The sequence below is a fragment of the Kitasatospora sp. NPDC001660 genome (assembly GCF_053596725.1).
Map to the genome: position 1 here is coordinate 195,627 of NZ_JBSFGU010000004.1, position 26,623 is coordinate 222,249.

Genomic DNA, 26,623 nt, shown 5'->3' on the forward strand with positions numbered 1-26,623 from the left:
CATCAGGCTCGTGACGCAGGCTCGTGGCGCAGGCTCCTGCGTCGGCGGCTCAGAACCCGCCGGTCTGCTCGTCCCGACGGCGCTGCCAGCGCTGCTCCACCCGGTCCATCATCCCGGCCCTGCGGCGCGGTACGGCGGCCTGCTTGGGGCCGGAGCCCTGGCCCGCGGGCCCGCGCCGCCAGCCCGTCACGGCGAACACCGCGCACCCGAGCATCACCAGGAACCCGACCACGCTGACCCAGATCTGGTCCGGGACGACCATGCCGCCCATCAGCAGGGCGACGCCCACCACGAAACCGGCGACGGCCAGGTAGACCCGTCGGCGGGTGTAGGTGCGCAGGCCGGTTCCCTCAAGCGCCGACGCGAATTTGGGATCTTCGGCATACAGCGCTCGCTCCATCTGGTCGAGCAGTCGCTGCTCGTGCTCCGAGAGCGGCACGGAGTCCTCCTACTCGTCGGTCGCGGGTGCGACCGGTCCGCCGCCCCGGTCGGGGAGGCAAGTCCATTCGGCCTTCGGGACACACGGTCGGACGCCTGTGCGGGGGACCCGGCCCGTGTCGTCCATATGCCCCATGCGTCCGGCTGTCATGCTTTCCGGCTTTACCCAGATCATACGGTCCGTGGGCCCGTTACGGGGTGGTCTGTGGTGCGTGGGCCGGGCCACTTCGGCCGGGCCCGACCGCACTCCTCTCAACGCGACCAGGGCCGAACTAGTGCCCGATCCGGTGGAATCGGTCCGGACCTGGGGAACAGCGTCGATCACGGCCGGTGGCCCGGGAGGTGGCGGGAAGACGAACCGCCGCCGGACGGTGTGCGAACCGTACGGCGGCGGGGCATCCGGACGGCCGTCCGGGAGCGGCTCGGAGGAGCTCAGGCGAGGGTGGCCAGCAGGTGCAGCTGGGTGGCCACGGCGTGGAAGGCGGGCTGCGCGGCGGCGGCCTCCTCCAGCTTCAGCAACGCCTCCATCGCGCCCGGCTCGGTGTCCACGAGGACGCCGGGGACGAGGTCGGCGAAGACCCGGACGCCGTGCACCGACTCGACCCGAAGGCCGGCACCCTCGGCGAGGCGGCCGAGCTCCTCGCCGGTGAAGCGGCGCGGCATCGGGTCCTGCTCGCCCCAGCGGCCGTCGGCGGCCGAGAGCACGGTGCGGGCCTCGGTGAAGTGGCCGGTCAGCGCGCGGGCCAGCACGGCACCGTTGCGGTTGGCGGCCAGCAGGCTGACCAGGCCGCCCCGGCGCAGGGTGCCGGCCAGGCTGCCGAGCGCCTCGGCCGGGTCGTCCACGACCTCCAGGACGCCGTGGCAGAGCACCGCGTCCATCGTGCCGGGGGCGATCACCTCGGGCAGCGTCTGGGTGTCGCCCTGGACGGCGCGGACCAGCTCGGTGACGCCGGCCTCGGCGGCCCGGCGCTCCAGCGCGAACAGCGCGTCCGGGCTCGGGTCGACCACGGTGACCCGGTGGCCGAGCTTGGCCACGGGCACGGCGAAGTTGCCCGTGCCGCCGCCGGTGTCGACGACGTCGAGCACGGGCTGGTCCAGCTCGGCGGCCCGCTTCTCCAGAGCGGCCCGCACCACCTCCCAGACCACGGCGGTACGCAGGGCGCTGCGGGGACGCGTCGGGTACAAGGCGGGACTCCTCTGCGCGTGCAGATCGATCAGGAACGTCACCACCTTAGACCGGGCGAGTGGTGCCGCCCGTCACCCCGTGTGCGGGGAGTCGTCCTCCAGTGGCAGGCGCGGGGCGGGCGGGGTCGGGCGCAGGCCGAGGAGGCGTTCGACCAGGCGGAGGAACAGGGCGGAGTTGCGGACCAGGTCGTCGGCGTCGCGCGCCGAGGCGGCGCCGCGGATCCCGGCCTCGGCGGCGGCCCGGCGGCGGGCGCCGGCACCGTAGTAGACGGCCCACTCGGCGAGCTCGGGCGCCACCTCGGGGAGCACCTCCCAGGCGCTGCGGATGGCTTTTCGGCGGCGCGGGTTCTTCTCCGGCCGTCCGCGCACGGCGAGCACGGCCGCGACCGTCCGCAGCGCGGCCAGGTGCGCGGTGGCGTACCGGTCCAGCGGGTCCTCCAGGGCGCGGGCCCGGGTGAGGGTGCGGTGGGCGTCGGCGAGGAGGTCGAGGGCGGCCGGCGGCGCGGCGATCCGGCGCAGCACGGGGTGGACGTCCCCGCCGCCGGGGCGGGCGCCCGGGGAATGCGGCAGGGCGGCGGAGTGGAGGCGGGCGGTGACGGGCTCAGGGTGGCTGATGGTCATGGTCTCCCCCGTTCCGAGGCAGCGCGCGAACCGGGTGGTCCGTGCTCCTCCATCGTGAACGGCACCACTGACAATTCCGGCCGCGGCGGTCACCCCCGGTGGCCGGCTCCCCCCTCGCCCCCGCTCCGCCGCCCCGTGCCGACGGCGCGCGGCGTCCGCCGACTCCGATGGCGGGCCCTGCGCCAACCGCCCGCCGGCTCCCCAGGGCCGGCGGGCGGACGGGTCCGCCGTCCGGGGTGCGCAGCGCCCGACGCGCCCCGCAGCCCGGGTGCCACCACTCTGACGTCCGCGCAGGTCGGCGGGCTATCCGCGAAAGTACTCAATCGTGGATCTGAGTATCCGTACTCAGATCCGGGCTCCCCAGCGCCGTGCCGGAACCGGCGGGGTGTCCGGCCGCGTCCCGGTACGGTACGCCGAGGCCGGGCGGAACCGGCCGTTCCGAGGAGGGGACCCGATGACGATCCTGCCGCTGATCTTCACCAGCGGACTGGCCAGCGGCATCAACGCGTACGCGGTGGTGCTGCTGCTCGGACTGCTGGGCCGGTTCGGGGGCGCGGACTCGGTGCCGCCCGCCCTGGAGCGCACCGACGTGCTGGTCGCGGCCGCCCTGCTGTTCCTGCTGGAGGCGGTGGCCGACAAGATCCCGTACGTGGACAGCGTGTGGGACGTCGTGCACACCGTGATCCGCCCGGTCGCCGGCGCCACCGTGGCCGCGCTCCTCGCGAGCAGCCACCCCGGCTCGCTCGGCGAGGTCGCGGCGGGCGCGCTGGGCGGCACGACGGCGCTGGTCAGCCACCTGGTGAAGGCCTCGCTGCGGATGGCCGTCAACACCTCGCCCGAGCCGGCCAGCAACATCGCGGTCAGCCTGGCCGAGGACCTGTCGGTGGCCGGCCTGGTCACCCTGGCGATCTTCCACCCCTGGCTGGCCGCCTCGATCGCGGCCGTCCTGCTGGCGGTCGGCGTGCTGCTGGTCCGGCTGGCGATCAGCAGGATCCGCGCCTTCCGCGCCCGCCGCCGTGAACGGAAGGCCGCCCGCGCCCTGGCCGCACGAGGGGTGTACGCGCAGCAGCCCCGGTAGTGCCTTGTCCCCGGTAGTGCCTTGCTCATGTGCTGCGCGGGGTCTGGGTGCGTGCGTCGCGAGGCGGAGGACGGGGGCACCTCCCGGCCGTCAGGCTGGGGGCGGGTCGCCGCGCGGACGGGAGTCCGAAGGCGGGCCCTAGGATCTTGTGCCATGGCACGGATCGTCATCATCGGCGCAGGAATGAGCGGGCTCGCGGCGGCCTCCCGGCTGGCGACCCTCGGGCACCGGGTGACGGTCTGCGAGGCGAGCGGCACGTACGGGGGCATGGTCGGCCGGTACGAGCGCGACGGCTTCGCCTTCGACACCGGCCCGGGCCTGCTCACCCTGCCGGCCGTCTACCGCGACCTCGCGCTGAAGACCGGCCGCGAGCCGCTGGAGCAGCTCGTCGAGCTGGCCCCGGTGGACCCGGAGAGCCGGCACCTGTTCCCGGACGGCACCGCCCTCACCCTGCCCAACGCCTCGCGCGGCGGCGTCGCCCAGGCCCTGGACGACGCCTTCGGCGCCGGGTCGGGCGCCCGCTGGAACGCGGTGGTCAACCGCGGCCGGACGGTCTGGGAGGCCACCCGGCGCCCGCTGCTGGAGGAGCCGCTCCCGGCCGACGCCGAGGCGCTGCACACCGACCCGTATCCCGTCCCGCCCCGGCGCGGCCTCGCCCGGCTGCGGCGCCCGCACCCGTGGACCCTGCAGGACGTGGCCGCGCGCGAGCTCGGCGGCCATCCCGGCCTGACCGCCCTCCTGTTCGAGCCGGCGCTGCGGTTCGGCTTCGACCCGGGGCGGGCTCCGGCCGGGGCCACCGTGCTGCCGTACATGGAGCAGTCCTTCGGCGTCTGGTACGTCAAGGGCGGCCTGCGGGCACTCGCGGATGCGGTGTACCGGCGCTGCGAGCAGCGCAAGGTCGAGTTCCGCTTCGACGCGCCCGTCACCCGGGTGGTCGTCGAGGACGGCCGGGCCTGCGGCGTCGAGACCGCGGCCGGCCGGATCGACGCCGACGTGGTGGTCTCCGCGATGGACACCGGCGCGCTGCTGCGCCACGGCCTGGCCGAGTGGCCGGGGATGCCGACCGAGGACCGGGACCCGGTCGGGGTGCCAGGCCGGTTCAGCGTGCTGCTGGCCCTGCGCGGGCCCCGGCCAGAGGGCACCCCGCACCGGACGGTGGTGCACGCGGCCGACCCCGCGGCCGAGGCGAACGCGCTGACACCGTCGGCCCCGCCGTACGAGCGCCCCACGGTGCAGGTGCTGCGCCCGGACGACGCGGCGCTGCGCCCCGACGACGCGCACGAGAGCGTGGTGCTGACCGCGACCGTCCCGGCCCAGGACGAGGTCGACTGGACCGCCCCCGGCGCCGCCGACCGCTACGCCGACCGGCTGCTCGCCCACGTCGACGAGGCCGGCCTGGGCCTGCGCGGGCGGGTGCTGTGGAGGGTCGTGCGCACCCCGGAGGACACCCGTCGGGAGACCGGCGCCCTCTTCGGCTCGGTCGCTCGGCCCGCGCTCGCCGGATCGCACGGCGGGTGGCTGAAGGCCGCCAACGAGTCCCCCGTCCCCGGCCTCTACCTCATCGGCGGCGGCGCGCACCCGGGTGGCGGACTGGCCCGGGTCGGCATGTCGGCCTGCATCGCGGCCAACGTGATCGGGCCCGCCTGATCAGACCCGCATCAGCCCTGGTGCCAGGTGTTCTGCTGCTGGTAGCCGTACCCGTGCTCGTACGTCGGCTGCTGCGGCATGCCCTGCGTGTGCTGCTCGGGCTGCGGCTGCCACTGCTGTTGCTGCTGCTGGGCGTTCGGATCCCAGGCGGACGGCTGCTGCGGGTAGCCGCCGTTGTACGGGTCCTGCTGCTGGTAGCCGTACGGGTCCTGCTGCTGCTGCGGGTAGGTGCCGTAGCCCTGGTCGTACGCGAAGGCGGGCTGCTGCTGCGGCTGCCACTGCTGCTGGTCGTACGCGGGCTGCTGCTGCGGAACGTCGTACCCGGCCTGGTAGGCCTCCGCGTACGGGTCCTGCTGGGGCTGCTCGTAGTAGCCGGGCGTGTAGACGCCGTCCGCCGCGAGCTCCTGCATCTCGAAGGCGGCGGTCTGCTCGACCTCCGGGACGGCCTCGCCGGCCGGCTCCGGCGTCGTGGTCTCCTCGACGGCGCCGACCTCGCCGACCCGCTCCTCGGCCACCGCGACCGCGGCCACCGCCGCGCCGCCGGTGAGCGCGCCGAGCAGCGGCACCTTGGCGAGCGGGCCGGGCAGGGCGCCGTCGGCCGTGCGCAGGGACCAGCCGCCGGTGTACCCGCGCTTGACCGAGAGGGTGACGAAGGTCTGGCCGAGCGCGAACAGGGCCGCACCCGCGCCGATCGCCGGGACGGACCCGAGGACCATCCCGCCGGCCACGCCGAGGAACCCGGCCAGGGCGAGCGCGCGCCAGTGCAGCGGGGCCCGGTTCTGCAGCAGCAGCTCGGCCACCAGCCAGAGCGCCACCACCGCCAACGCGGAGTACAGCAGCAGGTATCCGATGCCCATCCGCCCGCTACCTCCAGTCGCGTGCCCGCGCGCGCCGCGCGTGTGCGGCGACTGTACCGGTTCAACGGCCGGGGTACCGCATCGCGTTCCCGCCGCCCGTGGCGCCCGGAACCGAGCCCGCCACCACCGCTGTGGTGGCACACTCAGCGCCGGTGCAGCCCGAGGTTCTGGTAGATCTCCAGCGTCGCGGTCGAGTGGTTGAGCGTGATGAAGTGCAGGCCGGGCGCGCCCTCGGCGAGGAGCCGCTCGGCCATCGCGGTGGCGTGCTCCATGCCGACCGCCCGCAGCGCCGCCGGGTCGTCGATCGCCGCCCGCAGGCGGGCCTCCAGTTCCGCGGGGAACGCCGAGCCGCTCAGCTGCGGGAAGCGCTCCAGCTGCTTGGCGTTGGTGACCGGCATGATCTCCGGGATGATCGGCGCCTCGCAGCCCGCCGCCGTCACCCGGTCGCGCAGCCGCAGGTAGTCGTCGACCTCGAAGAACATCTGGGTGATCGCGTAGTCGGCGCCCGCGCGGATCTTCGCCACGAAGTGCCGGATGTCGTCGTCCCAGTCGGTCGAGCGCGGGTGCATGTTCGGCGAGGCCGCGACGCCGACGCAGAAGTCGCCGATGCCCTTGATCAGCTCGACGAGCTCGTACGCGTAGGTGACGCCCTCCGGGTGGCTGACCCACTCGCCCATCGGGTCGCCGGGCGGGTCGCCGCGCACCGCGAGGACGTTGCGCACGCCCTGGTCGGCGTACTGGCCGATGATGTTGCGCAGCTCGGCGACCGAGTGGTCGACCGCGGTCAGGTGGGCGACCGGCGTCAGCGTGGTCTCGGTGGCGATCCGGCCGACCATGTTGACGGTGCGCTCGCGCGAGGAGCCGCCGGCGCCGTACGTCATGCAGACGAAGTTCGGGTCGAGCGGCTCCAGCCGCCGGATGGCGTCCCAGAGCTTCTGCTCGCCGGCCTCGGTGCGCGGGGGCATGAACTCGAAGGAGAAGGACCGCTTACCGGCCGCCAGCAGCTCGCGGACCGTCAACGCACGGTCCGATCTGGTGGAAGCGATACCGAGTGCCATGCTGGCAGGTTATCCGGCGGCCGAAGGCGCGGGACAACTCGGTTCCACGGATTGAGACAAGCAATGGACGGCGTTCCGCTTGCGTCCCGGCCGCCCCGCCGCCCTGCTCGCACGGGCGTTCCCGCCCGCCCCGCTACGCTTGCAGCACCCCAAGCGAACCAGCGGAGCCTCATCGTGACCTCGTCCAGCAACCGGCCGGCCAACCCCATTGACGTGGAGGACGTCCGCGCGCGCGTCAACGCCGCCCTCGCCGCGTTCATGGACGGCCAGTCCGCGCTGCTTGACGGGATCTCGCCCCACCTGGTGCCCGCCGCCGACGCGCTGCGCGACTTCCTGCTCGACGGCGGCAAGCGGCTGCGCCCGGCCTTCTGCTACTGGGGCTGGCGCGGCGCCGGCGGCGCGTGCGACGGCGAGGGGATCGCGAACGCGGCGGCGGCCCTGGAGCTGCTCCAGGCGAGCGCGCTGGTCCACGACGACCTGATGGACCGCAGCGACACCCGCCGCGGTCTGCCCTCGATCCACCGCCGCTTCGAGGCGCTGCACCGCGAGCGCGGCTGGCGCGGCGACCGCGAGCAGTACGGCGCCTCGGCCGCGGTGCTGCTCGGTGACCTGCTGCTGATCTGGTGCGACGAGCTGTTCCTGCGCTCCGGCCTGGAGCCGGCCGCGGTGCTGGCCGCCAAGCCGGTGTTCGACCTGATGCGCACCGAGGTCATGCTCGGTCAGTACCTGGACGTGCTGGAGCCGGTGGCCGGGGACTCGACGGACGAGGGCGCGCTGGACCGGGCCCGGACGGTGCTGCACTACAAGTCGGCGAAGTACACGATCGAGCGTCCGCTCCAGGTCGGCGCGCTGCTGGCCGGCGCCGGGCCCGAACTGGTCGAGGCGTACGGCGCGTTCGGACTGCCGCTCGGCGAGGCGTTCCAGCTGCGGGACGACCTGCTCGGCGTCTTCGGCGACCCGGCGGTCACCGGCAAGCCGGCCGGGGACGACCTGCGGGAGGGCAAGCGCACGCTGCTGGTCGCGCACGCGATGCGCGGGCTGCCGGCCGCCGACGCGCGGCACCTGGACGAGCGGCTCGGCGCGCCTGACCTCGCGCCCGAGGAGGTCGCCGGGCTGCGGGACCTGGTCGCGCGCAGCGGGGCGCCGGACCTGGTGGAGGCGCGGATCGACGAGCTGATGCGGCAGTCGCTGGCCGCTCTGGAGGCGGCGCCGCTCGTCGACGAGCGGGCCCGCGAGGTGCTGCTGGCCCTGGCCGAGGCCGCCACCGTCCGCAAGTACTGAGAACGGCGGCGGCCTCGGAGGACATCAGGCGCGGTCGGGGATTCAGGCCGGGCGCAGCCGCCGGGCGAGCTCGGCGGCGGCCGCCCGCGGGTCGTCCGCGGCGGTGATGGCGCGCACGACGACGATCCGGCGGGCGCCGGCGGCGAGCACCTCGTCGACGTTGCCCAGGTCGATGCCGCCGATGGCGAACCACGGCCGGTCGGTGGGCTGCTTCGCCGCGTACGAGACCAGGCCGAGGCCCGGGGCCGGGCGGCCCGGCTTGGTCGGGGTCGGCCAGACCGGGCCGGTGCAGAAGTAGTCCACACCGGGCTCGGCGACCGCCGCGTCCACCTCGGACTCGGCGTGGCAGGACCGGCCGATCAGGACGTCGTCGCCGAGGATCGCGCGGGCGGCCGGGACGGGCAGGTCGTCCTGCCCGAGGTGCAGCACGTCCGGCCGGGCCGCGTGGGCGACGTCGGCGCGGTCGTTGACCGCGAGCAGCTTGCCGTGGCGGCGGCAGGCGTCCGCGAAGACCTCCAGGGCCTCCAGCTCCTGCTTCGCCTCCAGGCCCTTGTCCCGGAGCTGGACGATGTCCACCCCGCCGGCCAGCGCCGCGTCCAGGAACTCGGCCAGGTCGCCCTGCTCGCGACGGGCGTCGGTGCACAGGTACAGCCGGGCGTCGGCCAGGCGCGCCCGGAGGCCCGTGGCCACCGCGGGGGTGGCCACGGCGGGGGTGGTCACAGCGCCATCGCCTGGGCGCGGCGCTTGACCTCGGTCGCCCGGTTCTCCCAGAGGGCCTGCACCGGGGTGCCCGGCAGGGACGGGTCCTCGGTGAACATCCACTCGAGGATCTCCTCGTCGGTGAACCCGCTGTCGCGCAGCACGGTCAGCAGGCCGACCAGGTGCTTGACCGGGCCGGTCGCGTCGATGAACGCGGCCGGGACCTGCAGGGACTTGTTCGGGCCGCGGCGGACCGCGAGCAGGTCACCCTTCTTGACCATGGTGCGGACCTCGGTGACCACGACTCCCCAACGCTCGGAGATGTCGGGCAGGTACAGCCACTCGGGGACCAGGGCGTCAATCTTGGCTTCGATCTCACTCACGGCACCAGACTGCCACCTCTTCGCCCCCGCGCGCACCAAGGGCCCGTGTCCGGGTGGTGTCAGAGCGCCGCGGCCTTCAGCGCCACCGCCGGGTCCGCGGCCCGGGCCGGGTCCAGCACGGTGCCGCGCTCGATCAGGCGGCGGCCCTGGGTGAGGTCGCGCGGACGGTCCACGGCCAGCAGCGCGGTCGGCACGCCGTCGCGCAGCCACAGCACCGCCCAGGTCGCGTCCTGCGGGGAGCCGCGCCAGAGCAGCTCGTCGCCCTCGGCGTGCCGCCCGGCGTACTGCACCGTGCGGCCGAACTGCTCCGACCAGAAGTACGGCACCGGGTCGTACGGCGCGTCCGCGCCGAGCACGGCGGCGGCCGCCGCCTCGCCGGACTGCAGCGCGTGGTCCCAGTGCTGGACGGCCAGCCGGGCGCCGGAGCGGGCCGACGGGTAGCTGACGCAGTCGCCGGCCGCGAAGACGCCCGGCAGGCTCGTGCGCAACCGCTGGTCCACGACGACGGCGCCGGTCGCGTCCAGCTCGACGCCCGAACCGGCCAGCCAGTCGGTCGCGGGCCTGGCCCCGACGCCGACGACCACCTCGTCGGCCGGCAGGTGCGAGCCGTCCGCCAGCAGCACCGCACCGGGCTCGACGGCCGCGACGCCGACGCCGCAGCGCAGGTCCACGCCGGCCCCGGCGTACCAGGCGGCCATCGCCGAACCGACCTCGGCCGGCAGCGCGCCGGGGACGGGCGCCGGGCCCGCCTCGACCACGGTCACCTCGCAACCGGCCTCGCGGGCGGCGGTGGCCACCTCGGCGCCGATCCAGCCGGCGCCGACCAGCACCAGGCGCAGGCCGGGCCGCAGCAGCGCGCGCAGGGCGAGTGCGTCGTCCAGCGTGTGCAGGAGGTGGGCGCGCTCGGCGCCGGGCAGGGCGCGCGGGGTCGCGCCGGTGGCGATCACCAGCGATGCGTACGGGAGGTCGCCGGCGTCGGTGTGCAGCACGCCCGGGGTGAGGCCGGTGGCCCGGCGGCCGGTGAGCAGCTCGACACCGAGGTGCGGGAAGTCGATGTCGAGGGTGGTGGCGTCGGTCTTGCCGAGCAGGACGTCCTTGGAGAGCGGCGGCCGGTCGTACGGCGCGTGCGGCTCCTCCCCGACCAGCACGATCCGCCCCCGCCACCCGCCCCGCCGCAGCCCCAGCGCGCACTGCGCCCCGGCCAGCCCGGCCCCGACGACGACCACCCGATCCGTTCCGCTCAGCTCTGCCACGCCCGTCACTGTACTCAGCCGCCCCGCGCGCCCCGGTGGCCCGTCCGCCCTTCGTGCGGGCCTTCGGCCGGGCGGATCCCCGGAGTTAAGGTGGGGGCACCATCACGGGAGCCCGGCGTACCGGGCTGAGAGGCGGGCTGGCACGGCCTGCGACCGTCCGAACCTGATCCGGGTCATACCGGCGAAGGGAGAAGAGCAGCTTTGACACGCTTGGCACCGGGCGCCCGCGCCGACGTGCTGGTGATCGGCGGGGGCATCATCGGCCTCGCCGTCGCCTGGCGGGCGGCGCAGCGCGGCCTGAGGAACATCGTCGTGGTCGACCCCTCCCCCGGTCTCGGGGCCGCCCGGGTCGCGGCCGGGATGCTCGCCCCGGTCACCGAGCTGCAGTACGGCGAGGAGCCGCTGCTGCGCCTCGGGATGGCCTCGAACGAGCGGTACGCGGCCTTCGCCGCCGAGCTCACCGAGGCGAGCGGCGGCGAGGACACCGGCTACCGGCGGTGCGGCACGATCGCCGTCGCGCTGGACTCCGACGACCGCGCGGAACTGCGCGACCTGCACGCCTTCCACGAGCGGCTCGGCCTCGACTCGACCTGGCTGACCGGCCGGGAGGCCCGCAAGCTGGAGCCGATGCTCGCCCCCGGCGTGCGCGGCGCCCTGCACGTGGCCGACGACCACCAGGTGGACCCCCGCCGGCTGCTGACCGCCCTGCTGCTGGCCTGCGAGCGGGCCGGCGTGGTCGGGCGCCGCACCGAGGCCGTCGAGCTGCTGGTCGAGGGCGGCCGCGCCGTCGGCGCCCGGCTCGGCACCGGCGAGACCCTCGCCGCCGACCAGGTCCTCCTCGCCGCAGGCCCGCACAGCCACCGGCTGCCCGGCCTGCCGGAGGGCGTGCTGCCGGCGGTCCGTCCGGTGAAGGGGCAGATCCTCCGGCTCCGGATCCCCGACGCCTACCGGCCGTTCCTGAACCGCAACGTCCGCGCGGTCGTGCGCGGTCAGCACCTGTACCTGGTCCCGCGCGAGAACGGCGAACTGGTGATCGGCGCGACCACCGAGGAGCAGGGCTACGACACCACCGTCACCGCCGGAGGGGTGTACGAACTCCTGCGCGACGCCCACGAGTTGGTCCCCGGCATCACCGAACTCCCGCTCGTGGAGACCTCGGCCGGGCTGCGTCCCGGCTCGCCGGACAACGCGCCGCTGCTCGGACCGACCGAACTCCCCGGCCTGGTCGCCGCGACCGGCCACTACCGCAACGGCGTACTGCTCACCCCGGTGACCGCCGACCTGGTCGCCGAGTACCTGGCGACCGGCGAAGTCCCCGAGCTCGCACGGCCGTTCGCGCCCAGCCGGTTCTCCCCCGCCCGCTCCACCACGAAGGCCGTCGCATGACCGACATCGCACTGACCGTCAACGGCGAGCCCCGCGCGGTGCCCGCCGCGACCACCCTCGCCGAGGTGGTCACCACCCTCAGCAAGGCCAACACCGGCGTCGCCGCCGCGCTCAACGAGGCCGTGGTACCGCGCAGTTCGTGGTCCGACACCCAGCTCTCGGCGGGCGACCGGATCGAGATCCTCACCGCCGTGCAGGGAGGCTGACCATGGCCGACGACCTTCTCACCATCGCCGGGACGACCTTCACCTCCCGGCTCATCATGGGCACCGGCGGCGCGCCGAGCCTGGAGGTCCTGGAGCAGGCGCTGCAGGTCTCCGGCACCGAGCTGACCACCGTCGCGATGCGCCGGGTCGACGCCACCACCCAGGGCTCCGTCCTGGACGTGCTGACCCGCAACGGCATCCGCGTACTGCCCAACACGGCCGGCTGCTTCACCGCCGGCGAGGCCGTGCTGACCGCCCGGCTGGCCCGCGAGGCGCTCGGCACCGACTGGGTGAAGCTGGAGGTCATCGCCGACGAGCGGACCCTCCTGCCGGACCCGATCGAACTGCTCGACGCCGCCGAGACCCTCGTCGACGACGGCTTCACGGTGCTCCCGTACACCAACGACGACCCGGTGCTGGCCCGCAAGCTGGAGGACGTCGGCTGCGCGGCGATCATGCCGCTCGGCTCACCGATCGGCTCCGGCCTCGGCATCCGCAACCCGCACAACTTCCAGCTGATCGTGGAGAGCGCGAGCGTCCCGGTCGTCCTGGACGCGGGCGCCGGCACCGCCTCCGACGTCGCGCTGGCGATGGAGCTCGGCTGCTCCGCGGTGATGCTCGCCTCCGCGGTGACCCGCGCGCAGGACCCGGTCCTGATGGCCGAGGCGATGCGGCACGCCACCGAGGCCGGCCGCCTCGCCCACCGGGCCGGCCGGATCCCGCGCCGCTTCCACGCCGAGGCCTCCTCCGCGATGGCCGGCCGGGCCGACCTGGACACCCGCGAGCGGCCCGCTTTCTGAGCCCGTCGCATGTCACAAGCCGGTCCCGGAGGCGGCGTCCTCCGGGACCGGCTTCCACCCGCCCCACTACACTCCTCGGGTGGACAAGGCGCTGCACGACCCCCTGATCGGTACCCTGCTCGACGGCCGGTACCGGGTCGAGCAGCGCATCGCGACCGGCGGCATGTCCACGGTCTACAAGGGCACCGACACCCGCCTGGACCGCGTGCTCGCCCTCAAGGTGATGCACCCCGACCTCGCCGGGGACGAGGGCTTCACCGCCCGGTTCATCCGCGAGGCCAAGGCCGTCGCCCGCCTCGCCCACCCCAACGTGGTCAACGTCTTCGACCAGGGCGCGGACGGCGGAAGCGTCTTCCTCGCCATGGAGTACGTGCCCGGCCGCACCCTGCGCGACCTGCTGCGCGACCGCGGCGCGCTGTCGGTCCGGGCCGCCCTGGACATCATGGAACCGGTGCTCGCCGCACTCGGCGCCGCCCACCGGGCCGGGCTGGTCCACCGCGACGTCAAGCCGGAGAACGTGCTGATCACCGACGGCGGCCTGGTCAAGGTCGCCGACTTCGGCCTGGTCCGGGTCCTGGGGACCGCCGACGGCGCCCCCACCTCGACGTCCACCGCCACCGGCGGCACCGTCATGGGCACCGTCTCCTACCTCGCGCCCGAGCAGATCCTCCCGGACGCCCCCACCGACCAACGCGTCGACGTCTACGCGGCCGGCATCCTGCTGTACGAGATGCTCACCGGCACGCGCCCGCACACCGGCGACAATCCCGTCCAGGTCATGTACAAGCACCTGCACGAGGACGTCCCCGCGCCCTCGCTCACCGTCCCGGCCGTCACCCCGCCGCTCGACGCGATCGTGCTCGGCGCCTGCGCCCGGACCCCGGACGCCCGCCCGTACGACGCGGTCGAGCTGCTGGCCGCCCTCCAGCGCGTCCGCCGCGAACTCGGCCCGGCCGAACTGGACGCCGAGCCGCCGGCCTCCACCCGGCCCACCCCGCGTTACCCGACCAGCGAACCGACCTCGGTGATCCAGCACCTCCCTCAGCCGATTCCCCAGCCGGCCGAGCCGCCGCAGGCCGAGCGCACCAGCGTGCTGGACGTCCCGCCGGACCTGATGGACCAGCTGCTGGTCGAGCCGCGCCCGTACGACGAGCCGACCCCGGTCCGCCCGCCCCGCCCGAACCCGCTGCGCCGCATCCCCCGCAAGCCGCTGATCTGGGCGTCCGCACTGACCGCCCTGGTGCTGCTGGTCGGCGGGGTGACGTACGGGCTGTCCGGTGCGCTGTACGGACCGGTGCCCGGAGTGCTCGGCAAGGACCGCGCCGAGGCGCAGCGGATCCTGGACAAGGAGGGCATGCACGGACGGTTCGTCGACGCGTACAGCGAGACCGTGCCGTCCGGCCAGGTGATCTCCACCGATCCGGGGGTCGGCACCCGGGCCCGCAAGAGCGACGCCGTGACGGTCACCGTCTCCAAGGGGCCGCACCGGATCGCGGTACCGGACGTCACCGGCAAGCCCACCGACCAGGCCGCGGCGGCGCTGACCGGCGCGCAGCTGGCCAGGGGCTCGGTGACCGGAACGTACAACGACACCGTGCCCGAGGGTGCGGTGATCAGCAGCTCGCCGGCCGCCGGTCAGCAGGTGGCGGAGAACACCCCGGTCTCGCTGGTGGTCAGCAAGGGCATGGTGCCGGTGCCGGACGTCACCGGGATGACCAAGGACGCGGCCGAGAAGGCGCTCGCGGCGGCCGGGTTCACGATGCAGGCCACCGGGGTCAACCTGCTCGGCAGCGGCAAGGCGACCAGCCAGGTCCCGGCGGCCGGCGAGCGGCGCCCGCAGCACACCGCGGTGACGGTCAACTTCCCCTTCATCTGAGGGGGTTCGGGCCCTTCATCCAGCGGGGGGAGTCAGCGCAGCGGGCCCTCGCCCGGCTCCTCCTGGTAGGAGTAGCGCTGCTCGCGCCACGGGTCGGCGAGGTTGTGGTAGCCGCGCTCCTCCCAGAAGCCGCGCCGGTCGGCCCGCATGTACTCGACCGCGCGGACCCACTTCGGGCCCTTCCAGGCGTACAGCTGCGGGACGATCAGCCGGACGGGGAAGCCGTGTTCGGCGGTCAGCGGCTCGCCGTTGCGGTGGGTGGCGAAGATCGTGCGCGGGTCGGCGAAGTCGGCCAGCCGCAGGTTGGCGCTGTAGCCGTACTCGGCCCAGACCATCACGTGCGTGACGCCCGGCGCCGGGGGCACGAGGTCGAGGACGAGGGCGGCCGGGACGCCCGTCCACTCGTTGCCGAGCATCGAGAACTTGGTGACGCAGTGCAGGTCCGCGTGGACGGTGGTGCGGGGCAGGGCGGTGAACGCGTCGAAGTCCCAGCTGTGCTTCTCCGCCGAGGCGGTCGCGCCGAACACCTGGAGGTCCCAGGTCAGCGGCTTGAAGCGGGGGACGGGCCCGTAGTGCAGGGCGGGCCAGCCGCGCTGGACGCGCTGTCCCGGGGGGAGCCTCGGGTCAGACGGCGGAAGCGGTTCTTGTTCGGACTGACCCATGGCTCCATGGTGACAGACGGCGGTCGGGCCCCGGCGCGCGCCCCTTTCGGTGCTTGCACGCCCCGCCCGTGCGGACCAAGGGGCGCTCGATATTAACCCAAATCGGATATTCCGACACATGTCCTAGTGAGTGTGAACTTACTGGAAGTTCCTCCTATTTCGGTGCCAGGATGCGCAGCGCAGGACTCACAGCAGGCTCCAGCGCAGGGAGGCAGCACCATGCAGGGCGATCCAGAGGTCATCGAGTTCCTCAACGAGCAGCTCACCGCCGAGCTGACCGCGATCAACCAGTACTTCCTGCACGCCAAGATGCAGGAGAACTTCGGCTGGACGAAGCTCGCCGCGTACACCCGGCACGAGTCGTTCGACGAGATGAAGCACGCCGAGACGCTCACCGACCGGATCCTCTTCCTGGACGGCCTGCCCAACTACCAGCGGCTCTTCCACGTCCGGATCGGGCAGACGGTCAAGGAGATGTTCGAGGCCGACCGCCAGATCGAGGTCGAGGCGATCGACCGGCTCAAGCGCGGGATCGTGGTGATGCGCGCCAAGAACGACATCACCTCGGCGAACATCTTCGAGGACATCCTGGCGGACGAGGAGCACCACATCGACTACCTCGACACCCAGCTGGAGCTCGTCGACAAGCTCGGCGAGGCGCTCTACATCGCCCAGCTGATCGAGCAGCCGGAGTCCTGAGCCGCCGCGCCGGTCAGGCCGCGCGCAGCGGGACGACGGGCGCCGGGGCCGCCGGAGCCGGCGCGACCGCGACCGGGGCCGGGACCTCGGGCTCCGCGAGGCCGAGCCTGACGGCCAGCCGGGCGGTCGGACAGGGCCGGGCGCCGTGCTCGCCGAGCAGCGCCTGGATCCGGCGGACGCAGGAGCCGCAGTCGGTGCCGGCCTTGCAGCTCCTGGCGATCTGCCGCGGAGTGCCGGCACCCGCGTCGATCGCCTTCTTCACCTGGTCCTCGGTGACCGCATGGCACATGCACACGTACATCGCGGTCTCTCCCGGGGGTGAAGCGCAGTGGCTCTTGACTGCAGTGGATCTTGACTAAGGCTTGCCTTAGTTCACTAAGCCTCACCTTACCCGGCGATCCGGGTGCGAAAAAGCCCCTCCGGGCTCGGGGACGCCGAATCCGGAGGGGCCTTCGTCACATTCAGGGGCCGCACGACGGCTACTGGCCGCGGTACATCTCCGCCACCAGGAACGCCAGGTCCAGCGACTGGCTGCGGTTGAGGCGCGGGTCGCAGGCCGTCTCGTAGCGCTGGTGCAGGTCGTCGACCAGCACCTCGTCGCCGCCGCCGACGCACTCGGTCACGTCGTCGCCGGTCAGCTCCACGTGGATGCCGCCCGGGTGGGTGCCGAGCGCGCGGTGCACCTCGAAGAAGCCCTTGACCTCGTCGAGCACGTCGTCGAAGCGGCGGGTCTTGTGGCCGCTGGAGGCCTCGAAGGTGTTGCCGTGCATCGGGTCGCAGATCCACACCGGCTGCGCGCCGGACGCGGTGACCTTCTCCACCAGGGTGGGCAGGTGCTCGCGGATCTTGCCCGCACCCATCCGGGTGATGAAGGTGAGGCGACCGGGCTGGCGCTCCGGGTCCAGCTTCTCGATCAGCGTCAGCGCCTCGTCGACCGAGGTGGTCGGGCCGAGCTTGACCCCGATCGGGTTGCGGACCTGGGAGGCGAACTCGATGTGCGCGTGGTCCAGCTGGCGGGTGCGCTCACCGATCCACACCATGTGGCCGGAGACGTCGTACAGGTCCCCGGTGCGCGAGTCCACGCGGGTCAGCGCGGTCTCGTAGTCGAGGATCAGCGCCTCGTGCGAGGAGTAGAACTCGACGGTCTTGAACTCCTCCGGCGCGACACCGCAGGCGTTCATGAAGGCCAGGGCGTTGTCGATCTCCCGGGCGAGCTGCTCGTAGCGCTGGCCGGCCGGCGAGTTGCGGACGAAGTCCTGGTTCCAGGCGTGCACCTGGCGCAGGTCGGCGTAACCACCGGTGGTGAAGGCGCGCACCAGGTTCAGCGTCGCGGCGGACGCGTTGTACATCCGCTTCAGGCGCTCCGGGTCCGGGATGCGGGACTCGGGGGTGAACTCGAAGCCGTTCACCGAGTCGCCGCGGTAGACCGGCAGGGTCACGCCGTCCCGGGTCTCGGTCGACTTCGAGCGCGGCTTCGAGTACTGGCCGGCGATCCGGCCCACCTTGACGACCGGCACGGAGGCCGCGTACGTCAGCACGGCGGCCATCTGGAGGAGGGTCTTCAGCTTGTTGCGGATGTGCTCGGCCGACACGCCGTCGAAGGCCTCGGCACAGTCGCCGCCCTGGAGGAGGAACGCTTCCCCGCGCGCCACGGCACCGAGCCGGGCGCGCAGCTGGTCGCACTCGCCGGCGAAGACGAGGGGCGGATAGGAGGCGAGCTCGGCAAGGGTCTTGCGCAGAGCCTCTTGGTCCGGCCATTCAGGCTGCTGCGCCGCGGGCAGGGACTGCCAGGAGTGGCCAGTCCGCGATGTCTCAGTCGTTGCGGTCACACCGCCAAGGCTACGGGGTGACACCAGCGATTCGTGACCAATGCCCGATGGGTGAGACACATCTCGGACAAAGAAGTGACACGGCTCACCCGGTCCGCCCAATCCGCTACGCTCGGCCCATGCACGCGCCCCACACCCACTCCTGGTGGTGGGCCTCCCCCTCGGGTGGCCCACCGATCGCGCGTTCCTAGACGAACACGACGGCCGCCCCTCGGGGCGGCCGTCGGCGTCTGAGCAGACGGCCCTCCGGGAGCGGATCCCCAGCACCGCGCCTCTCACGTCCTCCCGGAAGGAAGCCGCACCCGTGACCACCACCGCCGACCTGCTCGCCCGCCTCACCGGCCCCGACGCCCCCGCCTTCGCGCTGCTGCACCGCCGCACCCCCCGGCTCGCCCCGGACACCGTCGAGGTGCTGCTGGGCACCGTCGACAGCCACGAGCACCTCGCCGACCTGCCGGTCCGCTCCGGCGTGCCGGCGGGCGGCCCGGTCCACGACCTGCTCGCGCTCGTCCCGTACCGGCAGATCCGCGAGCGCGGCTTCGAGGCGCACGACGACGGCACACCGCTCCAGGCCCTCGCGGTGACCGAGCAGTACGCCCTGCCGCTGGCCGAGTTCGCCTCCGCACTGCCCCGGTTGCCGGTCTCGCTGTCCGGCGGCGCGTTCGACGTGGACGACGCCGCGTACGCCGACATCGTCCGCCGGGTGATCCGGGACGAGATCGGCAACGGCGAGGGCGCCAACTTCGTGATCCGGCGCGACTTCAGCGCCACGCTGGAGAGCCCCGGCGGAGCCGGTGACGGACACTGCTCGCCCGAGCTCGCCCTCACCCTGTTCCGCCGCCTGCTCGACCAGGAGCGCGGCGCGTACTGGACGTTCCTGGTCCACACCGGGGAGCGCGTGCTCGTCGGCGCCTCCCCCGAGGTGCACGTCCGGCAGAGCGGCGGCACCGTCGTGATGAACCCGATCTCCGGCACCTACCGCTATCCGGCGGGCGGCGCGGACATCGACTCGCTCCTCCGGTTCCTCCACGATCCGAAGGAGCTGGAGGAGCTCACGATGGTCGTCGACGAAGAGCTGAAGATGATGTGCGCCGTCGGCGACCTCGGCGGCCAGGTGCTCGGCCCCCGGCTCAAGGAGATGGCCCACCTCGCCCACACCGAGTACGAACTGCGCGGCCGCACCTCGCTGGACGTCCGGGACGTGCTCCGCGAGACGATGTTCGCCGCGACCGTCACCGGCAGCCCGGTCCAGAACGCCACCCGCGTCATCCGGCGGTACGAGCCCGGCGGGCGCGGCTACTACTCCGGCGCGCTCGCCCTCATCGGCCGCTCGGCCAGCGGCGGACAGCTGCTCGACTCCCCGATCTGCATCCGCACCGCCGACATCGACCCGGCCACCGGGCGCCTCGTCGTCCGGGTCGGCGCGACCCTCGTCCGGCACTCCGACCCGGAGTCCGAGGTCGCCGAGACGCACGCCAAGGCCGCCGGGGTGCTCACCGCGATCGGCGCCCGGGCGTTGCCCGCCCGGGTGCCCCACCCGGGCGGGCCGCGGCTCGGCGACGACCACCGGGTCCAGGCCGCGCTCGGCGCCCGGCGCGGCGGCCTCGCGCCGTTCTGGCTGCGGATGCAGACCCCGGCCGAGATCACCGAGCCCGAGCCGGCCCTGGTGGTGGACGGCGAGGACACCTTCACGGCGATGCTCGCCCACCTGCTCACCTCGCTCGGCCACCAGGTCTCCGTCGTCCGCTACGACGAACCCGGGCTGCGCGCCCGGGTCGCCGCCCACCGGGGGCCGCTGGTGCTCGGCCCCGGCCCGGGCGACCCGCGGCTCGCCGACGACCCCAAGATGGCCGTGCTCCGGGCGGTCGTCGCCGACGCGCTGGCCGCCGTCCGCTCCGGCGCACGGACGGCGCCGCTGCTCGCGGTCTGCCTCAGCCACCAGCTGCTCGCCGCCGAACTCGGGCTCGCGCTCGCGCGCAAGGCCGTCCCGTACCAAGGCGCGCAGGAGACCGTCGACCTGTTCGGGACGAAGCGGACGGTCGGCTTCTACAACACGTTCACCGCGCGCTGCACGGACGCCGACGCGGCCCGGCTCGCCGCCGAGGGCGTCGAGCTCGCCCGGGACGCCGCCACCGGTGACGTGCACGCGCTCCGCGGGCCCGGCTTCGCCGGCCTCCAGTTCCACCCGGAGTCGGTGCTGACCCGCGAGGGCGTGGACATCGTGGCCGCCCTGCTGCGCCGGCCCGCGGCCGTACGGCGCTGACCGGCGGCGCCGCGGACTGCGTCGCCGAGGAGCCGGACGGCGGGATCCGGGCGGCGAGATTTGGACGGCGAGATTTGCGCGGCAGCCCGCTCAGATCCCGTCGTCCAGCCCCTGCTCGATCGCGTACCGGACGAGCTCCACCCGGTTGTGCAGCTGCAGCTTGCCCAGGGTGTTCTGCACGTGGTTCTGCACCGTCCGGTGCGAGAGCACCAGGCGCTCGGCGATCTGACGGTACGACAGGCCCTTCGCCACCAGCCGCAGCACCTCCGTCTCCCGGGCGGTCAGCTGCGGCACGGCCGGGGCGCAGGCCGGGGCCGGTTCGGCGGCCAGGCGGCGGAACTCGCCGAGCACCAGGCCGGCCAGGCCCGGGGTGAAGACCGCGTCGCCGACGGCCGTCCGCCGCACAGCGTCCAGCAGCTCCTCCCGCCCGGCCGACTTCACCAGGTAGCCGGTCGCACCGGACTTCACCGCCTCCAGCACGTCCTGGTGCTCGCCGCTCGCCGAGAGCACCAGCACCCGCACCGACGGGTCGTGCGCGACGACCTGCCGGCACACCTCGGCGCCGGGCAGGCCGGGCAGGTTGAGGTCGAGCACGACCACCTGCGGCGTGCAGGCGCGGGCCCGGCGGACGGCCTCCTCGCCGTCGCCGGCGGTGGCCACCACGTCCAGCCCGGCCTCGGCGAGGTCGCGCGAGACGGCGTCGCGCCACATCGGGTGGTCGTCCACGACCATCACCCGCACCGGCCGCTCGGCCGCCGGGTCAGTCGTCGGCTGGTCGGTCATCGGAACCCTTCCTCGGAACGCGGAGTTCGACCTCGACGCCCTCCCCGGGCGCCGAGTACAGCTCGGCGGTGCCGCCGAGGTCCAGCAGGCGCCCGCGGATCGACTGCGAGACGCCGAGCCGCCCGGCCCGCTGCGCCTCGCCGAGCCGCCCGGGCACGAAGCCGGGGCCGTCGTCGCGGATGCTGACGGTGACGGCCTGCGGCTCGTCCTCGACCAGGATCCAGGCGCGGGCCCGTTCCCCGGCGTGCCTGCGGACGTTGTCGACGGCGGCGCCGACCGCGGCGGCCAGTTCGCCGGCGGCGGGCGCGGGCAGCAGGACCGGGGTGCCGGGGGCGGAGAGCGTGATCCGCTCGTCCGTGTACGGGCGCAGCAGCGCGGTGAGGTCGCGCGGCTCCCCGGCGGCCCGCGGCGAGCACTGGGTGGGGATCGGTCCGCCCGTCATCAACGCCCGCAGTGCGCGCTCCTGTTCGCCGGCGAGGCGGCCGAGCTCGGCGAAGTCGGCGCTGCCGCCCGGGTGTCCGGCCTGCTCGGCGCCCCGGCGCTGGACCAGGGCGAGCACCTGGAGCACGCCGTCGTGGATGTCCCGGGAGAGCCGCTCGCGTTCCCGGGTCGCGGCCTCGACCTGCAGGGCCCGGGTGAGCGCGGCCTCGCCGGCGCGGGCGAGTTCGATGACGTAGCCGATCGCGCAGCCGGCCACCATCAGCAGCACGATGTTGTGGACGTTGTCGGCGGTGGTGCCGCCGTGGCCGAGGACGTTCGCCACGCCGATCACCGAGCCGGCCGCCGCGGCCCAGCGCCAGCCGCCCTTGCCCGCGAAGCCGAGCACCGTGCCGGCGGCCCAGATGGTCGGCAGGGTGGTCGAGCCGTGGCTGATCCGGACCGGGTCGTCGGTCTGGCCGCTCATCACGATGCCGGTGACGGCCATGGCGAGGTCGGCCCCGAGGACGTACCAGGTGCAGCGCTGCGGGCCGGCGAAGGCCCGGGTGCTGGCGAGGGTCCAGAGGGTGAGGGCGCCGAGGTAGATCCAGCCGGCGACGGGGTGCAGGAAGTGCAGGTAGGAGTGGAAGTAACGGAGCAGGGCGTAGCAGAGGGCGAGGACCCGGAAGTAGGACATCGCCCGCCAGAGCGGGAGTTCGACGGACATGCCCCCCGCCGCGACCGTGCCGCCGACGCCCGCGCCGACCGCCGCGGTTCTGCCACCGTCCGTCATCCGCCCGCCCCTCCCCTGGGCCTCCGGGTGGTCCGTCAGGCCGACCCGTCGTCCTTCCGCTCCTGCGCCTTCTCCGCCTCGGCCTTCTCCGCCTCGGCCTTCTCCGCCTCGGCCTTCTCCGCCTCGGCCTTCTCCGCCTTGGCGGCGGCCTTGCGCTCGGCGTCGGCGCGCTTCTTGTCCTCGGCGATCTGCCGCTTGGCGGCGGTCGCGTAGATGTCGACGTACTCCTGGCCGGAGAGGCGCATGATCTCGTACATCACCTCGTCCGTCACCGAACGGAGGATGAAGCGGTCGTTCTCCATGCCGTGGTAACGGGAGAAGTCCAGCGGGCGGCCGATCCGGATGCCGGGGCGGATGCCGAAGTTGGGGACGACCTGGCCGGGCGGCTGCACCTTCTCGGTGTCGATCATGGCGACCGGGATGACCGGCGCACCCGTGGCCAGCGCGACGCGGGCGAGACCCCCGACCTTGCCGCGGTACAGCTTGCCGTCGGGCGAACGGGTGCCCTCGGGGTAGACGCCGAAGAGCTCACCGCGGTCCAGCACCGCGATCGCGCTGCGGATCGCGGCCTCGCCGGCGCCGCGGGCGCCGGAGCGGTCCACCGGCAGCTGGCCGACGCCCTTGAAGAACGCGGCGGTCAGCCGGCCCTTGAGGCCCGGGGTGTTGAAGTACTCGGCCTTCGCGATGAAGGTGACCCGGCGTCTGATCAGCGCGGGGAAGAAGAAGGAGTCCGAGAAGGACAGGTGGTTGCTCGCGATGATCGCCGCACCCTCGGTGGGGATGTTCTCCTCACCCTCGATCCACGGCCGGAAGAAGATCCGAAGCAGTGGCGCGACGATCATCTTCATCAGTCGGTAGAACAACCCGGGCCTCCTGTATTGCGGACCGGTCGATCCTAATGCCCCGCGGGCGCCACCCGCGCCCCGCCCCGCTCACCGGCCGGGCGCGGGGCGCACGCCCGGGGGTGTACGACCCGGCGGGGTGCGTGGGACGATGCGAATTCCGCAGCCTCCCGTTCCGGCGTCCCCTCCCCCAGCGCCGCCCGCCCGCGAAGGAGTCCGCCATGCCGTTGCTGCCCGGCGCCGAACCGTACCGCCACCGCGGTGGACCGGTGGGGGTGCTGCTGTGCCACGGCTTCACCGGGTCGCCGCAGTCGATGCGCCCGTGGGCGCGGGAGCTGGCGGCGGCCGGGCTCACCGTCTCGCTGCCGCTGCTGCCGGGGCACGGCACCCGCTGGCAGGACATGCAGGTCACCCGGTGGGAGGACTGGTACGCCGAGGTCGACCGGGAGTTCCGGGTGCTCGCCGAGGAGTGCGAGCAGGTCTTCGTCTTCGCGCTGTCGATGGGCGGCGCACTGGCCCTGCGGCTGGCCGCGCTGCACGGCCCGAAGGTGTCCGGGCTGGTCCTGGTCAACCCGTCGGTGCGCTCGGACAACCCCGCGAGTGTGCTGCTTCCGGTGCTGCGGCACCTCGTGCCGAGCGTGCGCGGGATCGCCGACGACATCGCCCGGCCGGGGGTCACGGAGGCGGGCTACGACCGGACGCCGCTGAACGCCGCCTGGTCACTGGGCCGGCTGTGGCGGGACGTCCAGCGGAGGCTGCCGGAGGTGACCCAGCCGGTGCTGCTGTTCCGCAGTCCGCAGGATCACGTGGTCTCGCCGGCCAACTCGGAACTGGTACTGGCCCGGATATCCTCGACCGACGTGACGGAGCGGCTGTGCCAGCGCAGCTTCCACGTCGCGACGCTGGACCACGACGCGGCGGAAATATTCACGGCCGGCCTGGACTTCATCCGACGGCTGGCTCCCGCGCACGCGGCGGGCGTCAACCGGGTCGAATCCGACGATCACCATGGCTGAAGGGCCGGAAGTGCACGAGAGCAGCACGGCGGGCGGCGGGGACGAGGCACCCCGCGAGGACGGCGCGACCGACGACGCGACCAAGGGCGGCGCGAGCGGCGGCCCGGCGGCGGACAAGGCCGGCGAGCCCCCCGCGGAACCCCGGCCGCGGCGCGCGCCCGAGCGCAGCCAGGCCGAACAGGACGAGATCTTCGCCGCCCTGGTGGCGCAGTTCGACGACCCCGTCGACCTCAACAACCCGAACTGGCCGGAAATCGAGAACCTCCGGGCCAAGGGCGGCTTCAAGGACGGCGCCGGCCACGGCGCCCCGGACGACCTCTCCGACCTGGCCCCGCGGCCCCGCCCCCGGTCGGGCGGCCCGGTGCTGCCGGCCGGCGGCACGGGCCCGCGCGACTTCGAGCTGGCCGAGGAGACGGACGAGGGCCACTTCGTCCCGCCGGAGCCCCCGCCGCTGCCCCCGGCGGACGTGACCACCAAGTTCGCCTGGCTCGCGGTGCTCGGCGGCCCGGCGCTGCTGCTGTTCGACGCGGTGGTGTGGCGGGAGATCGCCGGCTGGCCGGCCTGGGTCGGGTTCAGCGCCTTCCTGGGCGGCTTCGTGACCCTGGTGGTCCGGATGAAGGACCGCGACGAGGACGAGCCGGACGACCCGGACCACGGGGCCGTCGTCTAGGCCTGCGGAACCTCCAGTACGGCGAGCACCGGAAGGTGGTCGGTCGCGGCCCGCAGGTCCGCCCCGGTGACGCCGGGCAGCCCGTGCGGCACGCCGCAGGCGAGCACGGTGATCCCGGGTGTGGCGAAGACGGCGTCGATCCGCTGGTAGGGGCGCTCCGGGACGGACGTGAACTCGCCGCCCCAGGGCGCCGTGACGTGCCCGTCCTGGAGCCGCGAGGCCAGCAGCCGCCATCCCGGGCCGTCCGGGTGCTCGTTGAAGTCGCCCGCCACGACGCCGAGTTCGGCGATCCCGAGCTGGCCGAGCAGCAGCTCGAACTGGCCGTACCGCTCGTCGGCGTCCAGGCTCAGGTGGCAGCTGGTGACGGTGAACGGCGCCGAGCCGGGCAGCCGCAGCAGCGCGGTGGCGAAGCCGCGGGCGTGCAGGCCGCGGGTCTTGGGCAGGAGCCGGTCGTGCACGCCGAGCACCTCCACGGCGCCGGGCCGGCCGAGCAGCAGCGGTCCGGCCGCCGTCCGGCCGCCGCCGGCGAGGACGGTCGTCCCGGTGCGGCGGGCGAGCCACGCGGCCTGGCCCTCGGGCCGCCAGTAGCGCGGCGACTCCTGGACGCAGACGACGTCGGGCTCGCACGCCCGGATCACCCGGACGAGCGCCTGGCGGTCGTCTCGCAGCGAGCGGACGTTGTAGCCGAGCAGCCGCAGTCGGCGAGGGCCGGGCCCGGGCAGCGGTTCGGTGGGTGCCGTCGTCATGTTCCTCCCCGTCCGTGATCGGTACGGCTGACCGTACGACAGCCCCGGGACGTGCGACGGCGGCGGCGCGTCCGGGGTTGGTCGGGGTCCGGTCGCGCCGCCGCCGGCGGGCTTCTGCGGGGGTGTAACGGGTCAGGCGGTGCGGGCGAGGTCGGCCGCGCCGACGATGCCGGCGGCCGAGCCCATCGAGGCCAGGACGACCTCGGCGCGCGGGCGGTGCACCCCGCCGGTCAGGTAGTGCTCGAAGGCCTTGGCGACCGGGTCGAGCAGCAGGCGGCCGGAGTCGGAGACGCCGCCGCCGAGGACGAAGACGCCCGGGTCGAAGAGCGCGGCGAGGTCGGCCATGCCGCGGCCCAGCCAGTCGGCGAGCTCGGCGTAGCACTCCAGGGCGAGCGGGTCGCCCTCCTCTGCGGCCTCGGTGATGTGGATGCCGCGGATGGTCTCGGCGACGCCGTCGTTGAGCTCCAGCATCCGGCGGCCGCGCGTCGGGTCGGCGGCCGCCTTCTCCCGGCCGTAGCGGCGCAGCGCGCGCCCGGAGCCGTACTGCTCCCAGCAGCCCTTGCCGCCGCAGCCGCAGGACAGGCCGTCCGGGACCATGTTGAGGTGGCCGATCTCGCCGGCCACGCCGAACCGGCCGCGATGCAGCCGGCCGTCCAGGACGATGCCGCCGCCGATGCCGGTGCCGACGGTGATCAGGACCATGTCCTCGTGGTCGGCGGCGGCACCGAAGCGGAACTCGGCCCAGGCGGCGCAGTTGGCGTCGTTCTCGACGACGCTGTCCAGGCCGGTGAGCTCCTCGATCCGGCCGCGCAGCGGCTCGTTCTCCCAGTCGATGTTGGGGGCGAAGATCACCGTGGAGCGGTTGCGGTCGACGAAGCCGGGGGCGCCGACGCCGACGGCGGTGACGTCGGGGTGCTGCTCCTTGAGCTCGCGCACGGCCTGCGCGATGGCGTCGACGGCCCACTGCGGGTCGGCCGGGGTGGGCACCCTGGTCCTGGCGAGGATCGCGCCCGCCTCGTCGACCACACCTGCCGCGATCTTGGTCCCGCCGACATCGACGCCGATGGTCAGAGCCATGTGTCCCTCAGCTATTCACTCGTTCCCGCTGGACGGAACGGTACCGCCCAACCCCGCC

General features: G+C 74.1%; 27 protein-coding genes and 1 riboswitch. Of the genes, 11 read left to right on the plus strand and 16 right to left on the minus strand.

The features are described from left to right. Window positions 1-49 precede the first annotated feature (49 nt). The 3 genes from ACWCXH_RS06225 to ACWCXH_RS06235 all read right to left on the minus strand — a co-directional run bounded on the left by ACWCXH_RS06225 (window position 50) and on the right by ACWCXH_RS06235 (window position 2,244). Complete coding sequence (locus ACWCXH_RS06225) at window positions 50-439, minus strand: DUF3040 domain-containing protein (protein WP_449800146.1); 390 nt, start codon at window positions 437-439, stop codon at window positions 50-52. A gap of 431 nt (window positions 440-870) precedes the next feature. Beyond that, entirely contained in the window at window positions 871-1,623 is a 753-nt protein-coding gene (locus ACWCXH_RS06230) for a methyltransferase domain-containing protein (protein ID WP_449800147.1), read from the minus strand. Between the two features lie 72 nt (window positions 1,624-1,695). After that, window positions 1,696-2,244 (minus strand): SAV_6107 family HEPN domain-containing protein, encoded by a 549-nt coding sequence (locus ACWCXH_RS06235; RefSeq protein WP_449800148.1) that lies wholly within the window; start codon window positions 2,242-2,244, stop codon window positions 1,696-1,698. 454 nt (window positions 2,245-2,698) lie between these two features. On the opposite strand from ACWCXH_RS06235, the gene ACWCXH_RS06240 reads away from it, so the two are divergent. Continuing rightward, window positions 2,699-3,322 (plus strand): DUF4126 domain-containing protein, encoded by a 624-nt coding sequence (locus ACWCXH_RS06240; protein WP_449800149.1) that lies wholly within the window; start codon window positions 2,699-2,701, stop codon window positions 3,320-3,322. A gap of 153 nt (window positions 3,323-3,475) precedes the next feature. Beyond that, complete coding sequence (locus ACWCXH_RS06245) at window positions 3,476-4,969, plus strand: phytoene desaturase family protein (protein WP_449800150.1); 1,494 nt, start codon at window positions 3,476-3,478, stop codon at window positions 4,967-4,969. An 11-nt stretch (window positions 4,970-4,980) separates the two neighbouring features. Here the strand turns inward: ACWCXH_RS06245 and ACWCXH_RS06250 are convergent, their stop codons facing one another. Further along, the gene (locus ACWCXH_RS06250; protein ID WP_449800151.1) at window positions 4,981-5,826 is read right to left on the minus strand and encodes a hypothetical protein; all 846 of its coding nucleotides are present in this window, start codon (window positions 5,824-5,826) and stop codon (window positions 4,981-4,983) included. 143 nt (window positions 5,827-5,969) lie between these two features. Further along, complete coding sequence (metF, locus tag ACWCXH_RS06255) at window positions 5,970-6,884, minus strand: methylenetetrahydrofolate reductase [NAD(P)H] (RefSeq protein ID WP_449800152.1); 915 nt, start codon at window positions 6,882-6,884, stop codon at window positions 5,970-5,972. A 174-nt stretch (window positions 6,885-7,058) separates the two neighbouring features. On the opposite strand from metF, the gene ACWCXH_RS06260 reads away from it, so the two are divergent. Beyond that, window positions 7,059-8,165 (plus strand): polyprenyl synthetase family protein, encoded by a 1,107-nt coding sequence (locus ACWCXH_RS06260; protein ID WP_449800153.1) that lies wholly within the window; start codon window positions 7,059-7,061, stop codon window positions 8,163-8,165. A 42-nt stretch (window positions 8,166-8,207) separates the two neighbouring features. Here ACWCXH_RS06260 and thiE read toward each other — a convergent pair whose 3' ends face one another. The 3 genes from thiE to ACWCXH_RS06275 are packed head-to-tail and all read right to left on the minus strand — an operon-like array spanning window position 8,208 to window position 10,509. Then, complete coding sequence (gene thiE / locus ACWCXH_RS06265) at window positions 8,208-8,855, minus strand: thiamine phosphate synthase (RefSeq protein ID WP_449800309.1); 648 nt, start codon at window positions 8,853-8,855, stop codon at window positions 8,208-8,210. 26 nt (window positions 8,856-8,881) lie between these two features. Then, a complete protein-coding gene (locus ACWCXH_RS06270; RefSeq protein WP_449800154.1) occupies window positions 8,882-9,247 on the minus strand; it encodes an Rv2175c family DNA-binding protein in 366 nt (121 codons plus the stop codon). Window positions 9,248-9,306: 59 nt separating this feature from the next. Beyond that, on the minus strand, window positions 9,307-10,509 hold the full coding sequence (locus ACWCXH_RS06275; RefSeq protein ID WP_449800155.1) for an NAD(P)/FAD-dependent oxidoreductase: 1,203 nt from the start codon (window positions 10,507-10,509) through the stop codon (window positions 9,307-9,309). A gap of 85 nt (window positions 10,510-10,594) precedes the next feature. Continuing rightward, window positions 10,595-10,707, plus strand: a riboswitch (TPP riboswitch). Between ACWCXH_RS06275 and thiO the strand changes: the two genes are divergently transcribed. The 4 genes from thiO to pknB all read left to right on the plus strand — a co-directional run bounded on the left by thiO (window position 10,702) and on the right by pknB (window position 14,768). Further along, window positions 10,702-11,886 carry a glycine oxidase ThiO gene (gene thiO, locus ACWCXH_RS06280; protein WP_449800156.1) on the plus strand — a complete coding sequence of 395 codons (1,185 nt, stop codon included), beginning with the start codon at window positions 10,702-10,704 and terminating at the stop codon, window positions 11,884-11,886. It overlaps the preceding riboswitch by 6 nt. Next, window positions 11,883-12,092, plus strand: coding sequence for a sulfur carrier protein ThiS (gene thiS / locus ACWCXH_RS06285; RefSeq protein WP_449800157.1), 210 nt, complete (start codon window positions 11,883-11,885; stop codon window positions 12,090-12,092). Before thiO ends, thiS begins: the two co-directional genes overlap by 4 nt. A 2-nt stretch (window positions 12,093-12,094) precedes the next feature. Beyond that, entirely contained in the window at window positions 12,095-12,892 is a 798-nt protein-coding gene (locus ACWCXH_RS06290) for a thiazole synthase (RefSeq protein WP_449800158.1), read from the plus strand. Window positions 12,893-12,971: 79 nt separating this feature from the next. Continuing rightward, the gene (gene pknB, locus ACWCXH_RS06295; protein ID WP_449800159.1) at window positions 12,972-14,768 is read left to right on the plus strand and encodes a Stk1 family PASTA domain-containing Ser/Thr kinase; all 1,797 of its coding nucleotides are present in this window, start codon (window positions 12,972-12,974) and stop codon (window positions 14,766-14,768) included. Window positions 14,769-14,800: 32 nt separating this feature from the next. Here the strand turns inward: pknB and ACWCXH_RS06300 are convergent, their stop codons facing one another. Continuing rightward, a complete protein-coding gene (locus ACWCXH_RS06300; RefSeq protein WP_449800160.1) occupies window positions 14,801-15,430 on the minus strand; it encodes a sulfite oxidase-like oxidoreductase in 630 nt (209 codons plus the stop codon). 219 nt (window positions 15,431-15,649) lie between these two features. On the opposite strand from ACWCXH_RS06300, the gene bfr reads away from it, so the two are divergent. Next, window positions 15,650-16,129 (plus strand): bacterioferritin, encoded by a 480-nt coding sequence (gene bfr / locus ACWCXH_RS06305; RefSeq protein ID WP_449800161.1) that lies wholly within the window; start codon window positions 15,650-15,652, stop codon window positions 16,127-16,129. 13 nt (window positions 16,130-16,142) lie between these two features. Here the strand turns inward: bfr and ACWCXH_RS06310 are convergent, their stop codons facing one another. Beyond that, entirely contained in the window at window positions 16,143-16,430 is a 288-nt protein-coding gene (locus tag ACWCXH_RS06310; RefSeq protein WP_449800162.1) for a (2Fe-2S)-binding protein, read from the minus strand. Between the two features lie 178 nt (window positions 16,431-16,608). Then, the gene (locus ACWCXH_RS06315) at window positions 16,609-17,958 is read right to left on the minus strand and encodes a class II 3-deoxy-7-phosphoheptulonate synthase (protein ID WP_449800163.1); all 1,350 of its coding nucleotides are present in this window, start codon (window positions 17,956-17,958) and stop codon (window positions 16,609-16,611) included. A 304-nt stretch (window positions 17,959-18,262) separates the two neighbouring features. On the opposite strand from ACWCXH_RS06315, the gene ACWCXH_RS06320 reads away from it, so the two are divergent. Next, entirely contained in the window at window positions 18,263-20,221 is a 1,959-nt protein-coding gene (locus tag ACWCXH_RS06320; RefSeq protein ID WP_449800164.1) for an anthranilate synthase family protein, read from the plus strand. A 90-nt stretch (window positions 20,222-20,311) separates the two neighbouring features. Here the strand turns inward: ACWCXH_RS06320 and ACWCXH_RS06325 are convergent, their stop codons facing one another. From ACWCXH_RS06325 to ACWCXH_RS06335, 3 genes are read right to left on the minus strand one after another with little or no spacing between them, the layout of a single operon-like run. Further along, window positions 20,312-21,004 carry a response regulator gene (locus tag ACWCXH_RS06325; RefSeq protein ID WP_449800165.1) on the minus strand — a complete coding sequence of 231 codons (693 nt, stop codon included), beginning with the start codon at window positions 21,002-21,004 and terminating at the stop codon, window positions 20,312-20,314. Then, a complete protein-coding gene (gene macS / locus ACWCXH_RS06330; protein ID WP_449800166.1) occupies window positions 20,982-22,214 on the minus strand; it encodes a MacS family sensor histidine kinase in 1,233 nt (410 codons plus the stop codon). The genes ACWCXH_RS06325 and macS overlap by 23 nt, the downstream gene beginning before the upstream one ends. A gap of 35 nt (window positions 22,215-22,249) precedes the next feature. Continuing rightward, window positions 22,250-23,062, minus strand: coding sequence for a lysophospholipid acyltransferase family protein (locus ACWCXH_RS06335; RefSeq protein ID WP_449800310.1), 813 nt, complete (start codon window positions 23,060-23,062; stop codon window positions 22,250-22,252). Window positions 23,063-23,277: 215 nt separating this feature from the next. On the opposite strand from ACWCXH_RS06335, the gene ACWCXH_RS06340 reads away from it, so the two are divergent. After that, window positions 23,278-24,072: an alpha/beta hydrolase gene (locus ACWCXH_RS06340; protein ID WP_449800167.1), complete on the plus strand. Its 795-nt coding sequence runs from the start codon at window positions 23,278-23,280 to the stop codon at window positions 24,070-24,072. After that, window positions 24,065-24,742, plus strand: coding sequence for a hypothetical protein (locus tag ACWCXH_RS06345; protein ID WP_449800168.1), 678 nt, complete (start codon window positions 24,065-24,067; stop codon window positions 24,740-24,742). Before ACWCXH_RS06340 ends, ACWCXH_RS06345 begins: the two co-directional genes overlap by 8 nt. On the opposite strand, the gene ACWCXH_RS06350 is transcribed toward ACWCXH_RS06345, so the two are convergent. Then, window positions 24,739-25,488, minus strand: a complete 750-nt coding sequence (locus tag ACWCXH_RS06350) for an endonuclease/exonuclease/phosphatase family protein (protein WP_449800169.1) — start codon at window positions 25,486-25,488, stop codon at window positions 24,739-24,741. The genes ACWCXH_RS06345 and ACWCXH_RS06350 overlap by 4 nt on opposite strands. Before the next feature lie 132 nt (window positions 25,489-25,620). Next, window positions 25,621-26,565, minus strand: coding sequence for an ROK family glucokinase (locus ACWCXH_RS06355; protein ID WP_449800170.1), 945 nt, complete (start codon window positions 26,563-26,565; stop codon window positions 25,621-25,623). Between the last annotated feature and the right edge of the window lie 58 nt (window positions 26,566-26,623).

Excerpts from the sequence above, each read along its gene's own strand:
- ACWCXH_RS06300 (WP_449800160.1), bottom strand. The coding sequence starts at position 15,430 with ATGGGTCAGTCCGAACAAGAACCGCTTCCGCCGTCTGACCCGAGGCTC.
- thiS (WP_449800157.1), top strand. The coding sequence starts at position 11,883 with ATGACCGACATCGCACTGACCGTCAACGGCGAGCCCCGCGCGGTGCCC.
- ACWCXH_RS06345 (WP_449800168.1), top strand. The coding sequence starts at position 24,065 with ATGGCTGAAGGGCCGGAAGTGCACGAGAGCAGCACGGCGGGCGGCGGG.
- ACWCXH_RS06290 (WP_449800158.1), top strand. The coding sequence starts at position 12,095 with ATGGCCGACGACCTTCTCACCATCGCCGGGACGACCTTCACCTCCCGG.
- ACWCXH_RS06355 (WP_449800170.1), bottom strand. The coding sequence starts at position 26,565 with ATGGCTCTGACCATCGGCGTCGATGTCGGCGGGACCAAGATCGCGGCA.
- ACWCXH_RS06340 (WP_449800167.1), top strand. The coding sequence starts at position 23,278 with ATGCCGTTGCTGCCCGGCGCCGAACCGTACCGCCACCGCGGTGGACCG.
- bfr (WP_449800161.1), top strand. The coding sequence starts at position 15,650 with ATGCAGGGCGATCCAGAGGTCATCGAGTTCCTCAACGAGCAGCTCACC.
- ACWCXH_RS06250 (WP_449800151.1), bottom strand. The coding sequence starts at position 5,826 with ATGGGCATCGGATACCTGCTGCTGTACTCCGCGTTGGCGGTGGTGGCG.
- ACWCXH_RS06325 (WP_449800165.1), bottom strand. The coding sequence starts at position 21,004 with ATGACCGACCAGCCGACGACTGACCCGGCGGCCGAGCGGCCGGTGCGG.
- metF (WP_449800152.1), bottom strand. The coding sequence starts at position 6,884 with ATGGCACTCGGTATCGCTTCCACCAGATCGGACCGTGCGTTGACGGTC.
- macS (WP_449800166.1), bottom strand. The coding sequence starts at position 22,214 with ATGACGGACGGTGGCAGAACCGCGGCGGTCGGCGCGGGCGTCGGCGGC.
- ACWCXH_RS06245 (WP_449800150.1), top strand. The coding sequence starts at position 3,476 with ATGGCACGGATCGTCATCATCGGCGCAGGAATGAGCGGGCTCGCGGCG.
- ACWCXH_RS06335 (WP_449800310.1), bottom strand. The coding sequence starts at position 23,062 with ATGAAGATGATCGTCGCGCCACTGCTTCGGATCTTCTTCCGGCCGTGG.
- ACWCXH_RS06240 (WP_449800149.1), top strand. The coding sequence starts at position 2,699 with ATGACGATCCTGCCGCTGATCTTCACCAGCGGACTGGCCAGCGGCATC.
- ACWCXH_RS06235 (WP_449800148.1), bottom strand. The coding sequence starts at position 2,244 with ATGACCATCAGCCACCCTGAGCCCGTCACCGCCCGCCTCCACTCCGCC.
- ACWCXH_RS06310 (WP_449800162.1), bottom strand. The coding sequence starts at position 16,430 with ATGTACGTGTGCATGTGCCATGCGGTCACCGAGGACCAGGTGAAGAAG.
- ACWCXH_RS06350 (WP_449800169.1), bottom strand. The coding sequence starts at position 25,488 with ATGACGACGGCACCCACCGAACCGCTGCCCGGGCCCGGCCCTCGCCGA.